We start from the raw sequence: 12,164 nt of genomic DNA, 5'->3' as shown, positions 1-12,164 counted from the left end.
ACAACCTCAGCGGTCGTTTCCGTCTGATGGTCAATCAGGCATCGAGACCCGCGGAAACCGCAGCGGAAAGCGACCGCATCGGTTTCTTCGGCAAGGTACCCAGCCACGGCGATTTCATCTCCGACGGCCTTGAACGGGAATTGATCAGCACCTTTGACGACTGGATGCGATCCGGCCTGCATGCCTGTGCGGATATGTTCGCGGGCCGCTGGCCAGCCATATTCTCATCGTCGCCGCCCATACGCTTCATTGTCGAAAGGGGCATCTGGGGAAACTGCGCCTATGTGGGCGTGCTGCTGCCCAGCACGGACCGGGTGGGGCGGAAATATCCGCTGGCCATCATCGCCCAGCTTAACAATTTCCGGAAACACCCAAGAACGCTCTATCTGGACGATACCTGGTTCATGGCGGCCGAGGCCCTGGCCGAGACATCCACGACCGGCGATTTCGAGATTGCGCGCTTCAACACCGCGGTCAGGAAACTGCGGCTGCCCAAACCCCGGGAGGAGGATGACGAACCGGAGATGGTGCGGGGCCGACCGCCAACCAGTCTCTGGTGGCATATCGATCCCCACAGTCGCCGCCCGCGGGGGCTCAAATTCGATGGCAAGCCGAAGGCTGCCGATTTCATGCGCCTGTTCAGCGAAATGGCGGGCAAGAACGATGAGGAAGGGACGGGTGCCGCGCGCGCCCATGCGCCAACCCAAGACAGTGTGCCCGCGCAAGCGCCTCCACCCATTCGGCCTGCGCGCTCTGCCGAGCAGCCGTCGCCGGTCATCTACAGCTACGCGACGCACGCGGGAACGCGGTTTTCACTGAATGCGGATTCGCTGTTCGTTTCCAGAAACCCCGCCCTTTTCGCCATAGCCGACGGACAGGGCGATACGCACGCCGCCGTGGAGGCTGCCCGTCAGGTCACCAATATTCTGGCGGAGACGCCGGATGCCGACAATCCGGAGATAATGACGCAGAACATCCGGGGAAAGCTCGGCACCGTTAACAGCCTTCTTTTGTCACGGCAGGCCGCAGCAGCAGAAAACAGGCCGGCCGCCAGTGTGGTCATCGCCCATATCAGCGGCGACAGGCTGAGCATCGTCTGGTCCGGCGACGCACGCGCCTACCTTCTGAAAAACGGAACGATGCATCAGCTTTCCCGCGATCACGTCGTTGTCGGCATGAAAAAGCAGCTGTCCCAATGTGTCGGACTTTCCCAGCAGTTCCGTCCGGATATCATTCATGAAGACTGGGGGCCGCAGGACAGGCTGCTTCTGTGCAGCGCACCGCTGGTACAGATCCTGAAAGAGCGAACAATTGCCGAGGTCATCAGCGGCACGCTTCTCAAGGAATGCGCCGGCGCGTTGATACAGGAAGCGCTGATCGAAAACGCACGCGAAAACATCAGCGCCATCGTGATTGGAAACGAGCGTGAGCAACGATGAGCTGCAAGGCCGGGATTCTGCATATTTGCAGGTGAGCGCGCGCTTTTCTGAACTGTGGAGGAGTATTCGCCATGACGGCGCGCGGGAAAGGCCCACCGAAGAACAGAACGACCTGATCGATCAGCTGCGAAATGCGCTCGATCGAAAGGTCTCGCATTTTTCCGCAGTAAAACCCGTCTGGATTGCCGACAGCTTTGCCGTCGAGGGGATTGCCCATGAGAGCGAGACGACGCTGCTCTTGAAATTGCGACACCGCGACACCGGCTCCCTTCACGCCCTGAAAACCGTGCCGCCGGCATTGGCGGACGATGCCACGCTGGTGCAAAGGCTACGGGAGGAGGCGCAGATCGGGCTTGCCCTGCGCCATCCGTGCCTTGTGGAAACATCCGCGCTGTTGCGATTGCCCGATGGGCGGCCGGGACTTTTGCAGCCATGGCTCCCGTTATCGCTGGCGTCGCAGACCAACATCCGGCCAATCACCTTGCAGGATGCGGTTGTTGTGCTTCGCCGTGTTCTGGACGGCCTGAACGCCATGCATATGCAGGGATATGTTCATTGCGATGTGACGCCTGCCAATATTATGCTGCAGGAGGACGACGTCACAACCGGCAGGCTCGGCGATTTCGGCATTGCGCTGGAAATTGGCCAGAAGCACAGGCAACGGGGCATGGCATTTGCCGCCTCGGCCGGCTTTGCGTCACCGGAGCAGATGCAGGGTGCGGCAGCAAACCCAAATCAGGATATATTCTCAGTCGGACGACTTGCCTCACGGCTCATCGCAACAATGGGGGAGCAGGCAACGGAAAAGCTTTCGCATTTCGCCTCCGCCTGTTGCCATGACGATCCCGCTTCGCGGCCGCAATCGGTAATGGATGCGCTACAGCTTTTGTAGCGCAGCCTGTCAGTTGCCACTGCCGGGTTGAGGAGCGGCAGCCGTCGGCACACTCTTCTGGAACACGGTCAGCAGCTTTGCCGAATCCACCAGCGGTGCGTTGCTGGCGTAAAGCACGTCGCCCTTCTGCATCTGGAAGAGCTGCATGAGCGCGATGCTGGACGCATCCCGCATATTGACGTGGTAGATCACCGGCCGCATGCTCGTTGCCGTCGCAACCGGACCCTTGGCGCCGGAAGCAGTCGCTGCCGGAACCTGAGTGATCTCGTTGCGGAAGACATAGACATTGCGGGCGTCGGCGCGGTCATCCAGCAAACCGCCAGCGCGGCCGACAGCCTGCGCCAATGTCAGCTTCCCGGTTTCGAACTGGAATTCCCCGGCGCTCTTGAAAGCGCCAAGCGCCGTGTAGCTGGCGGCATCGCCATCGATCATGACCTGATCATCAGGCGAAAGACGGATATTCTGGCGATCTTCCCGCATGACGCGGTCAAGCGGTGCACTGGCTCTCTGCGAGCCGCGAACGACGGTGACCGTGGCTGCACCCGGGGCAACCGTCGGGCCACCGGCCTGATTGAGTGCATCGAGCACCCGCTCCTGACGGGCGGTGAGCACGATCTTTCCGGGGGTCTTGACCGCACCGCTGAGCATCACTGCACTCGTCGGCTTGTCGACGACGGTGACGACCGCCTGCGGGTTGACGGCCGAGCCCTTGAGCCCGGCGACGACCTGGGATTGCAGCCCCTCAGGCGTCGAATCCACCACTCTCTGCTTGCCGACGAACGGAATATTGACCGACCCGCTTTGATCCACAGTGAAGCGGCCAAGGTTGAGGGTCTTGCTTTGTGTCGGGGAGAAAAGCCCGTCCTCACCCGTATCCAGCACGGTGATGTCGATCACGTCGCCGCGCCGCAATCTCTGGGCGTTGTAACCGGTATTGCGAAGCGCGGTGAGCCCAGGGCCGGAAGCACTCTGCAGGCCTGACGCGGAGACGGTGGCCGCAGGTGCGTTCGCCAGTTCGATGACCGGGATTTTTTCGTTGGTTCGAGGGAAAGTCGCAGACCGGATATTGCCCGCAGTCGGCCCGTCAGATGGTTTTGCACATGCGCTCAGCAGAGCAACCAGCAGAACCGCCCCCAACTTTTTCATCCCGCATCCCCTCGATGATTCAACCTGACGCAGAGATAACATCACGATACGTCACCGCAACAACTTTGGCGGTTGTAATTCAGAGAATGCTTGTTTTCCAAAGAAAAGGTGTGACCATTCCGCAACCTTTTCACCGGCATTCACCCGAGACCCCAACAATGTACCGATGAGAAATAACCTGCCTCCGCCCGCCGCAAAATTGGATGGAACGGTTTTGCAATGCGGGAGTTTGTTTTCTGCAAACCAAGACAGGAGGAAGAACAATGGATCACACCAATCACGTACGTCTGGTTGAAACGGAACTCACACCTTCGGTGCTCGAAGGAGCGACCGTTTATGGTGCGGACGACCACAAGGTCGGCAAGGTTGACCATGTCCACGGCGTTGGAGCCGGCAGCACCGCAATCATCGATGTCGGCGGCTTTCTCGGCATCGGCGCAAAGCCCGTCGCCGTGCCGCTCAGCGATCTCGATTTCATGCGGGATGAGGACGGCGATGTCCACGCGGTTACCTCATGGACGAAGGACCAGCTGAAGGACATGCCCGAGCATCGTCATTGATCTAAAAAAACGCCCGGCGATTTGCCGGGCGTTTTCTCCGCTTACAGGCGGCACTTGCGTCTGCCAAACGTCAGACGGCGAGGAAACCGCCATCCACAGGCAACACGGCACCGGAAATCATCTTGCTGTCATCGGATAGCAGCAGCGCGATGCTCTGTGCCACCTCTTCAGCTTCGGCAAAACGGTTGAGCGGATGGCGAACCATCATCGGCTGGCTCTTGACGGGATCGTTCCAGGCTTCCGCCGCCAGTTCGGTGAGCGTAATGGTCGGCGCAACAGCGTTAACGCGGATACCGTGCGCGCCAAGCTCCTTGGCGAGAACACGGGTTGCGCCTTCAAGCCCGGCCTTCGACGCCGCATAGCATAGATGATCCTGAAAACCGCGGTGGCCGGCGATAGACGTGATGTTGACGATTGCGCCACCGCCACCCAGCGCAACGCGCGCGCGGGCAAATTCCTGGCAGGTGACGAGAGCGGCACGCAGGTTGATGCCCAGCACGGCCTCGTAACCGGCATCGCTCATGTCAAGCACGCTTTCCAGCACGTTGATGCCGGCGCTGTTGATCAGGAAATCGCAAGGACCAGCCTCCGCCATGGCGGCGCGGGTGGCGGCGACATCGGCAAGATCGACACGGATCGAACGGCCGCCGATTTCGCTTTTCAGGCTGTCGAGATCGGACTGCGTGCGGCTGATCGCCACGACTTCCGCACCGCGTGCGGCCATCAACTGCGCACAGGCGCGGCCGATGCCTTTACCTGCGCCGGTGATGATGACGGATTTTCCGGAAAACTGCATGGAATCCTCGTTATTTTGCGGCCAATACGGCCGGATGATCTAAACTAGTGACGCGGCTCAGGAATGGCTGGCGGATCGAATGGCGCGCGCCGCATTCTGCAACGCCAGAAAGGCGTCGTAACGCGACTGGTGGACCTTCTGAAAAGCAGGATCAGGCGTTGCACAGCTGGCGATACGCGACATGGCGGGCATCGCTGCCATCAGGTCCGGATAGCTTCCGGCAGCAACCGCACCGAGCATCGCAGATCCAAGAAGCACCGGCTCTTCGCATTCGGTGAGTTCGACCGGAAGCCCCGTCGCGTCCGCCAGCAATTGCCTGGCAAGCGGATGAGCGCCTGCCCCGCCGCTGACACTGATGGTTTCGACAGGCGCGCCGTTGCGAGCCTGGGTCTCGATGATCTGGCGAAGCCCGTAACCGAGGCCGAGAAGCCCCGCGACGTAGAGCGCGACGAGCGAATCGACGCCGGTCTCCATGCCATAACCGGCAATGACCGCGCGGGCATGGGGATCGGCAAAGGGGGCACGGTTACCGAGAAACTCCGGCACCACATGAAAATCCTCGGCGATCTCAGCTGCGGCGGAAGCGGATGCGGCAATTCCGAGCGCGCGGTCGGCAAGCCAAACCGGCAAGGCTTTGCCTTCCTTCTCCGCAAGCGCCTTCGCCTCGGCAAAGGCGGGGTGCAACTGCACCAGATAATCGATGGCCGCACCGGCGGCAGACTGGCCGCCTTCGTTGAGCCACGCGCCGGGAACCATAGCGGAATAATAGGGACCCCAGACACCCGGCACGAAAGCGGGTTCGGCGGTGGTGGTCATGGTGCAGGATGAGGTGCCGAAGACATAACCGAGGCATCGCGAGGCATCACCGCCTGCAGCCACCGTGCCGACGCCGCCGGCATGGGCATCGATAAGACCTGCGGCGACGGCGGTGCCTGCCACCAGCCCCATGGCTTTCGCCGCATCTTCGGTCAGGCCAGCGCCCAGTGCCGTACCGGGATGCACGACGTTTTCACCGATGCGGCGGAAGCCCTGCTCCGCCAGATCACCAAGCCCGATGCGGTTGAAATATTCCGCATCCCAGCGGTTTTCATGGGCAAGATAAGTCCACTTGCAGGTTACCGTGCAGGCGGAACGATCGAGCGCACCGGAAGCCTTCCATGTCAGAAAATCCGTCAGGTCGAAGAAATGCTCGGCACGCGCATAAATATCCGGCCTGTTTTCGCTGAGCCACAGCAGCTTGGGCGTCTGCATTTCCGGGGAAATGCGGCCGCCGACATATTTCAGGACGGCATGTTCACCGGCATTGATGCGTTCAGCCTGTTCAACGGCGCGGTGATCCATCCAGACGATGATATCGCGTTCGGGATGATCGGCAGCGCCGACCGGCAGGGTCTCATCATCAGGCCCGCGAACGACGAGCGAGCAGGTCGCGTCGAAACCGATGCCGGCAACCTCGGCCGGATCGATACCGGCGCGCGAAACGCTTTCACGGACACTATCGCAAACCGCCAGCCACACCTCGCCGCTCGATTGCTCGGCAATGCCACCATCCTCGCGGTGCATGCCGATCGGGCGCTTGGCAGTAGCGAGAAGCTTGCCCGCGACATCGAAGACACCGGCCCGCGCCGAGCCTGTCCCGACATCGACGCCAACAAGGTAGGAAGCCATTTGCGATACTCCTCGGAGCGGATCATCCGGTGCTTGAACGATATGGAGCGGCTGGACCGGTCCGATTTTTCCAGCCGCCCCTGAAGTTTTTAGACGCGGTCGAAGTTGGTCGGGAGAACCAGCATGTCGCGGATGGTGACGGTGCGCTTGCGCGTCAGCATGTAGATAACGGCATCCGCCACTTCGCTCGCATCAATAAGGCTACCCGATTCCTTGGCCTTGCGGAGGTTTTCCTCCGGCCAGTCCGCCAGAAGTGCGGAGACGACCGGGCCGGGAGAGACCTGCGCGACGCGCACGCCGTGCGGGATCATCTGGCGGCGCATGCCCTGCACGAAGCTGGTGATCGCCCATTTCGAGCCCGAATAGACCGGTTCCCAATAGGTCGGAAAATGGCCGGCGATCGAGCAGGTGACAACGATATCGCCGGTCTTGCGCGCAGACATATGCGGCACGACGGCCTGCACATTCTTCATCACGGCGTTGACGTTGAGGTTCAGCATCTTGTCGATGGCTTCCGGCGTTGTTTCGGTCAGCTCACCGCCGATATAAGTGCCGGCATTGCAGTAGAGAATGTCGATATGATCGACCTTCCCAAGGATTTCGGGGATCATGGCGTTGCAGCTGTCGGCATCCAGAAGGTTGGTGACCTGCGGAATGGCGCGCTCGCCGAGCTTGGCGGCCAGATCTTTCAAGGCTTTCTCGTTCCAGTCGACCATGACCACGGTTGCGCCCTGTTCCAAGAGCGCTTCTGTTGTGGCAAGCCCGATGCCGGATGCGGCGCCGGTGATGACCGCGATCTTGCCTTGCAGCGATTCAGACATTTAATTCTCCTGCGTTTATGAAGATATTTCCGGGCCGGCTCAGCGCCAATCGCGCCCGATATAGATAGCCAGCAGGATGATGCCGCCCTTGATGACATCCTGCAGATAGGGGTTGATGCCCATCAGATTGAGGCCGTTATTGAGAATACCGAGCAGCACCGCACCGATGAGCGTGCCGAGGATGAGACCCCTGCCGCCGGCAATCGCCGTACCGCCGAGAACGACCGCTGCAATGGCATCCAGTTCAAAACCGACGCCGGCATTCGGCTGACCGCTCATCAGGCGGCCCGTGAGGATAAGGGCCGCAAGTGCTGCCGTGACGCCCGAGATGCCATAGACGGCAAGCTTGACGCGCCGGGTCTTTACGCCCGAAAGGCGGGCCGCCAACTCGTTGCCGCCAAGTGCGTAGACGTGACGGCCGAAGGCCGTGCGCTGCAACAGCACCCATGCTACCGCGTAAATCACCACCATGATGATGACCGGCACCGGAACGACGCCGACACGGCCGACGCCGAACCAGGAGATCCAGCTCGGAATGCCGCTGACCGGATAACCACCGGAATAGATGAGGCCGAGGCCACGCGCCATGCCCATGGTGGCAAGCGTGACGATGATGGCGGGCATCTTGCCCCAGGCGACAAGCGCACCGTTGAAGATGCCGATGCCTAACCCGATGAACAGGCCAGCCGGCAAGGCAACTGCGGGAGACAGGCCGGTGTTCACCATGAGGCCGGCGGACAGCGTGCCGACAAGCGCCATGACCGCACCGACAGACAGGTCGATGCCACCGGTGAGGATGACGAAGGTCATGCCGACGGCGAGAATGCCGACGACGGAAACCTGCCGCAGCACGTTCATGATGTTGTTGACACTGAAGAAATTGTCGCTCGCAAGCCCCATCAGGATCGATACGACAATCAGGCCCGCCAGAGGCAGGGCGAGCGGCGAGCGCAGCATGGCACTGAGACTGAAGCCGCCCGTTTTCGCGGCAATGCCGGTGTTTGCATCAAGCGACATGTTCAACTCTCCCGGTGGTGGCGTTTGTCATTATTGTTTCTGAATTGATGTCGTCACCTTCCACGGTGGCGACGATGCCGCCGGAGCGGAAGACGCAGACCCTGTCGGACATGCCGATCACTTCCGGCAGCTCCGAGGAGATCATGATGATGGAATGTCCCCTGGCGGCAAATTCGCGCATCAGCGAATAGATTTCCGCCTTGGCGCCCACATCGATGCCGCGCGTCGGCTCATCGAAGATCAGCACACGCATGTCATGGTTCAGCCAGCGGGCAATCACGATCTTCTGCTGGTTGCCGCCGGACAGCGTGTCGACGCGGGCGTAGGGCCCTTGCGCCTTCACCTGCACTTGCGCCATGGCCTTTGTCGTGTGCTCCAGTTCCTTTTTGAGGTCGAGGAACCAGTGGGCCTTGCGGTATTTGCGATAGTTGTTGAGCGAAATATTCTGCAGGATGGAGAAGCTGGTGATCAGCCCCTCCTCCTTGCGGCTCTCCGGCAACAGGCCGATACCGCGCATCAGCGCTTCATCAGGGCCGGAAAAACGCGTGTCCACGCCGTCGACCTTGACCTTGCGGCGCGAAGCGGAGTGCGCGCCGAGCATCGCCAGCACCGTTTCCGTGCGACCGGAGCCGACAAGGCCGGCAAAGCCGAGAATTTCACCCTTGCGCAGCGCAAAGCGCGAGACGGGGCCGCCCTTCTTCAATTGCAGCTCTTCCACTTCGATCACGCTTGCGGCGGAAGGATCGAGCTGCGGCTTCGGCGGGAAGCTGGATTCGATGCGCCGGCCGACCATCATCTCGACCAGACGGTCGTTATCGACCTCCGAAGTCAGGCAGGAGCCGATCAGTTCGCCATCGCGCAGAACGGTGATGCGGTCGCAAATCTCGAATATTTCCTCGAGGTGATGCGAAATGAAGATGATCGCCACACCCTGACGCCGCAGCTCGCGCATGACCTTGAAGAGGTGTTCGGTCTCGGACGGGGTGAGTGTCGCGGTCGGCTCGTCGAGAACGAGGATGCGAGCATCCAGCGACAGTGCCTTGGCAATTTCGACAAATTGTTGCTGGGCAACCGAAAGGTGATGGACGGGCACATCGAGCGGAACATCCACTGCCAGACGGCTCATGATCTCGGCCGCACGCTTGCGCATGGCGCCCTTGTTCAAAAGGCGAAGCGGCCCGCGGATTTCGCGGGCGAGGAACATGTTTTCCACGGCATTGAGATAGGGGATCAGGCTGAATTCCTGAAACACGATGCCGACGCCGGCGGCAATCGCCTCATCATAATTGGCGAAGCGGCGATCCTTGCCGTCAATGCGGATCGTTCCCTCCGATGGCTGCAAAATGCCGCACAGGATCTTCATCAAAGTCGACTTGCCGGCGCCGTTTTCGCCCAGAAGCGCATGCACCTCGCCGGCGCGCGCCTCAAGGTCGACGCCACGCAGGACTTCGATCTTGCCAAAGCTTTTTCTTATTCCATTCAGTTCCAGCATTTCACCCTCCTCAATGGTCGGGATTTAACCCCGCCCCCATACTAGATGGGGACGGGGCTTGGGAGGAGTTCTTACCAGCTGAACTCGCCGGCGTTTTTGCTGTCGACGACCATGACGTCGATCGGGACTTCCTTCGGCACGACGCGTGCGCCCCACTTCTGGGCAAGCGCCATGGCAAGGCCGACACGCACCTGGTCACGCGGGAACTGCGCCGTGGTTTCGATGAAAGGACCACCGTCAGCAATTGCCTTCACCGCTTCCGGAGCGCCGTCCACCGAGGTCAGCTTGATGTCCTTGCCGGAACCCTGAATAGCAGCCAGAGCGCCCATCGCACCGCCGTCATTCACCGAGAAGATACCGGCGAGGTTCGGACGCGACTGGATCATGTTTTCAACGACGCCGAGAGCAACGGAGCGGTCCTGGCGGCCGTTCTGCGTATCGACGAGCTTGATGTCGGCGAATTCGGCAAGTGCTGCCTTGCAACCTTCGACGCGCTGCAGGATCGGCACGACCGGAATGCCGTCGAGGATCGCGACTTCACCCTTGCCGCCGAGGGCTTCACCGAGATATTTGCACGACTTGTAGCCCGCGTCACGGTTTTTAGAGCCGACGAAGGTGTCGACCGGGCCATTGGCGTTGGCGTCAACCGCAACGACGGTCACGCCGGCAGCCTTGGCAGCGTGCACGGCAGCTTCGATGCCGGCGCTATCCGTCGGGTTCAGAAGCAGGATATCGATCTTCTGCTGAAGCATGTCTTCAACGTCGGAAATCTGCTTTGCCACATCGTGGCCGGCATCGGTCACGACAACGTCTGCGCCGATGCTTGCTGCGGCTTCCTTCAGCGCTTCCTGCATCGACACGAAATAGGGGTTGTTAAGCTCCTGGAAGGTCATGCCGATCTTCAGCTTTTCCTGCGCCAGCGCCGGAGCGGCCATCATTGCAATTGCGGCTGTCGCCATCAGAAACTTGGATTTCATTTTCATCTTACTATTCCTCCCGTTTGGAAAGTTGGGGCAACAAGTACCCGTTTCCGGACAGCCCTCTGCCCGAATTCTAAAAAATCGGCGATGTGTCGCTGGTTTAATCCGCCATGACCGCTGCCTTCTGGGCTGCGAATATGGTTCGGAACCTCGACGGCGACATTCCCTTCAATTTCAGGAAATGCCGGTTGAAATTCGAAAGGTTGGAAAAGCCCACATCGTAGCAGACCTCCGCCACCTTCACCTCCTGATCCGCCAGCAGCATCTGGCAGGCAAGATCAATGCGTAACTGATTGCGATACCGCACCAGCGTCGTTCCCGTATGGCGCTTGAAGGCACGGGAAAAGGCGCTCGGGCTCTGGCCCACCATGTCGGCCAGATCGATCTCCTCAACCTGTTCGGTCAAATGCTGGCGCAGATGCGACAGAGCGCGGTTAATGCCGCTATCACCGATGCCGGTCAGATCAAGCTCGTAGCTCAGGCTCGCCAGCACTTCTGAAGACGGCGCGTTGACCAGCAGATCGAGAATTTCCCAGAAAAGCGCAAGCCGTGTCAGCCCCTGCGCTTCGATCAGCCGAAGGACCAGCGGGCGAACCCGGTCGCTCGTCTCGTCGTCAAACAGAATGCCGCGGCGGCTGCGATCCAGCAGGGCGCGCACCACATCCATTTCGGACATGGAGGTGCAGGCATCTTCGATAAAGGTCTCCGGAAACTGGATCACGAGAGAGCGTGTCGGCACGATCTCGTCCGGCTCGATCTCGCTGATCCAGTTCTGGGGGAGATTGGGACCGGTCATGATGAGCTGACCGGGGCTGAAGCGACCGACGAAATCACCGATATAGAACGTGCCCGACGTGGCAACGACCAGATGAATTTCATATTCGGGATGATAATGCCAGCGCACGGTACGGAACGGATAGCCATGCCGCCAGGCAGCGAAGGATTCGCCCTTGCGGATGTGTACCAGTTCCAGATCGGGCTGCATTAATATTCCTCCCATCGGTCACGTCCGCCGTATTTGCGGAGCAAGGCCATTCCTCTTTATGGCTCGTCCCAGGCGTTAACGGGGAGCATATGGCCTGCCGCGCATTTACTTCCACATCAAGCCGGGGAAATTACCGATACTTTTTTGACTGTTTTTTGTCGGAAATTGAATAGTTGCGTACAGACGCTGCCAATTAAGCTGGCAGTTGCACCGATTTTTTCGCGCAATTTTGCGTGATACGCCGATATAATATGCATGACGGGGAGAGTTTTGATGAATTTTTGGAGCGCGAACTACCGATCACCGGCAGCTCGCGCTTATACTTTTCCGCAGGGTGCCTGCCGCTCAGTCATCAGCAGGCAATTGGC

At 60.2% G+C, this 12,164-nt stretch carries 11 protein-coding genes; 3 read left to right on the top strand and 8 right to left on the bottom strand.

The genetic code is table 11. The features are described from left to right. Nucleotides 1-26: 26 nt before the first annotated feature. Together tagF and AKG12_RS13345 are read left to right on the top strand one after the other, a co-directional pair. Nucleotides 27-1,439 carry a type VI secretion system-associated protein TagF gene (gene tagF / locus AKG12_RS13350; protein ID WP_052819171.1) on the top strand — a complete coding sequence of 471 codons (1,413 nt, stop codon included), beginning with the start codon at nucleotides 27-29 and terminating at the stop codon, nucleotides 1,437-1,439. A gap of 31 nt (nucleotides 1,440-1,470) precedes the next feature. Next, nucleotides 1,471-2,331 (top strand): protein kinase domain-containing protein, encoded by an 861-nt coding sequence (locus AKG12_RS13345; protein ID WP_285277741.1) that lies wholly within the window; start codon nucleotides 1,471-1,473, stop codon nucleotides 2,329-2,331. A gap of 9 nt (nucleotides 2,332-2,340) precedes the next feature. Here the strand turns inward: AKG12_RS13345 and AKG12_RS13340 are convergent, their stop codons facing one another. Then, nucleotides 2,341-3,477 (bottom strand): polysaccharide biosynthesis/export family protein, encoded by a 1,137-nt coding sequence (locus tag AKG12_RS13340; RefSeq protein WP_052819170.1) that lies wholly within the window; start codon nucleotides 3,475-3,477, stop codon nucleotides 2,341-2,343. A gap of 263 nt (nucleotides 3,478-3,740) precedes the next feature. On the opposite strand from AKG12_RS13340, the gene AKG12_RS13335 reads away from it, so the two are divergent. After that, nucleotides 3,741-4,037 (top strand): PRC-barrel domain-containing protein, encoded by a 297-nt coding sequence (locus AKG12_RS13335; RefSeq protein WP_003522015.1) that lies wholly within the window; start codon nucleotides 3,741-3,743, stop codon nucleotides 4,035-4,037. Nucleotides 4,038-4,107: 70 nt separating this feature from the next. On the opposite strand, the gene AKG12_RS13330 is transcribed toward AKG12_RS13335, so the two are convergent. From AKG12_RS13330 to AKG12_RS13300, 7 genes are all read right to left on the bottom strand, one after another. Beyond that, entirely contained in the window at nucleotides 4,108-4,833 is a 726-nt protein-coding gene (locus tag AKG12_RS13330) for an SDR family oxidoreductase (RefSeq protein WP_046801119.1), read from the bottom strand. A 57-nt stretch (nucleotides 4,834-4,890) separates the two neighbouring features. After that, entirely contained in the window at nucleotides 4,891-6,501 is a 1,611-nt protein-coding gene (locus AKG12_RS13325) for an FGGY-family carbohydrate kinase (RefSeq protein ID WP_052819169.1), read from the bottom strand. Nucleotides 6,502-6,590: 89 nt separating this feature from the next. After that, nucleotides 6,591-7,322, bottom strand: coding sequence for an SDR family oxidoreductase (locus tag AKG12_RS13320; protein WP_052819168.1), 732 nt, complete (start codon nucleotides 7,320-7,322; stop codon nucleotides 6,591-6,593). Nucleotides 7,323-7,361: 39 nt separating this feature from the next. Further along, nucleotides 7,362-8,339: an ABC transporter permease gene (locus AKG12_RS13315; RefSeq protein WP_052819167.1), complete on the bottom strand. Its 978-nt coding sequence runs from the start codon at nucleotides 8,337-8,339 to the stop codon at nucleotides 7,362-7,364. Beyond that, on the bottom strand, nucleotides 8,329-9,831 hold the full coding sequence (locus tag AKG12_RS13310; protein WP_046801039.1) for a sugar ABC transporter ATP-binding protein: 1,503 nt from the start codon (nucleotides 9,829-9,831) through the stop codon (nucleotides 8,329-8,331). Before AKG12_RS13310 ends, AKG12_RS13315 begins: the two co-directional genes overlap by 11 nt. Nucleotides 9,832-9,902: 71 nt before the next feature. Next, nucleotides 9,903-10,814, bottom strand: coding sequence for an ABC transporter substrate-binding protein (locus AKG12_RS13305; RefSeq protein ID WP_080842915.1), 912 nt, complete (start codon nucleotides 10,812-10,814; stop codon nucleotides 9,903-9,905). 97 nt (nucleotides 10,815-10,911) lie between these two features. After that, nucleotides 10,912-11,796 (bottom strand): AraC family transcriptional regulator, encoded by an 885-nt coding sequence (locus AKG12_RS13300; RefSeq protein WP_052819166.1) that lies wholly within the window; start codon nucleotides 11,794-11,796, stop codon nucleotides 10,912-10,914. Nucleotides 11,797-12,164 lie beyond the last annotated feature (368 nt).

It is taken from the genome of Agrobacterium sp. SUL3 (assembly GCF_001263295.1).
Taxonomy (GTDB): domain Bacteria; phylum Pseudomonadota; class Alphaproteobacteria; order Rhizobiales; family Rhizobiaceae; genus Agrobacterium; species Agrobacterium tomkonis.
Note: the sequence above shows the minus strand (reverse complement) of the source record. Positions and strands in the feature narration are given on the sequence as shown.

Excerpts from the sequence above, each read along its gene's own strand:
- tagF (WP_052819171.1), top strand. The coding sequence starts at position 27 with ATGGTCAATCAGGCATCGAGACCCGCGGAAACCGCAGCGGAAAGCGAC.
- AKG12_RS13340 (WP_052819170.1), bottom strand. The coding sequence starts at position 3,477 with ATGAAAAAGTTGGGGGCGGTTCTGCTGGTTGCTCTGCTGAGCGCATGT.
- AKG12_RS13335 (WP_003522015.1), top strand. The coding sequence starts at position 3,741 with ATGGATCACACCAATCACGTACGTCTGGTTGAAACGGAACTCACACCT.
- AKG12_RS13330 (WP_046801119.1), bottom strand. The coding sequence starts at position 4,833 with ATGCAGTTTTCCGGAAAATCCGTCATCATCACCGGCGCAGGTAAAGGC.
- AKG12_RS13325 (WP_052819169.1), bottom strand. The coding sequence starts at position 6,501 with ATGGCTTCCTACCTTGTTGGCGTCGATGTCGGGACAGGCTCGGCGCGG.
- AKG12_RS13320 (WP_052819168.1), bottom strand. The coding sequence starts at position 7,322 with ATGTCTGAATCGCTGCAAGGCAAGATCGCGGTCATCACCGGCGCCGCA.
- AKG12_RS13315 (WP_052819167.1), bottom strand. The coding sequence starts at position 8,339 with ATGTCGCTTGATGCAAACACCGGCATTGCCGCGAAAACGGGCGGCTTC.
- AKG12_RS13310 (WP_046801039.1), bottom strand. The coding sequence starts at position 9,831 with ATGCTGGAACTGAATGGAATAAGAAAAAGCTTTGGCAAGATCGAAGTC.
- AKG12_RS13305 (WP_080842915.1), bottom strand. The coding sequence starts at position 10,814 with ATGAAAATGAAATCCAAGTTTCTGATGGCGACAGCCGCAATTGCAATG.
- AKG12_RS13300 (WP_052819166.1), bottom strand. The coding sequence starts at position 11,796 with ATGCAGCCCGATCTGGAACTGGTACACATCCGCAAGGGCGAATCCTTC.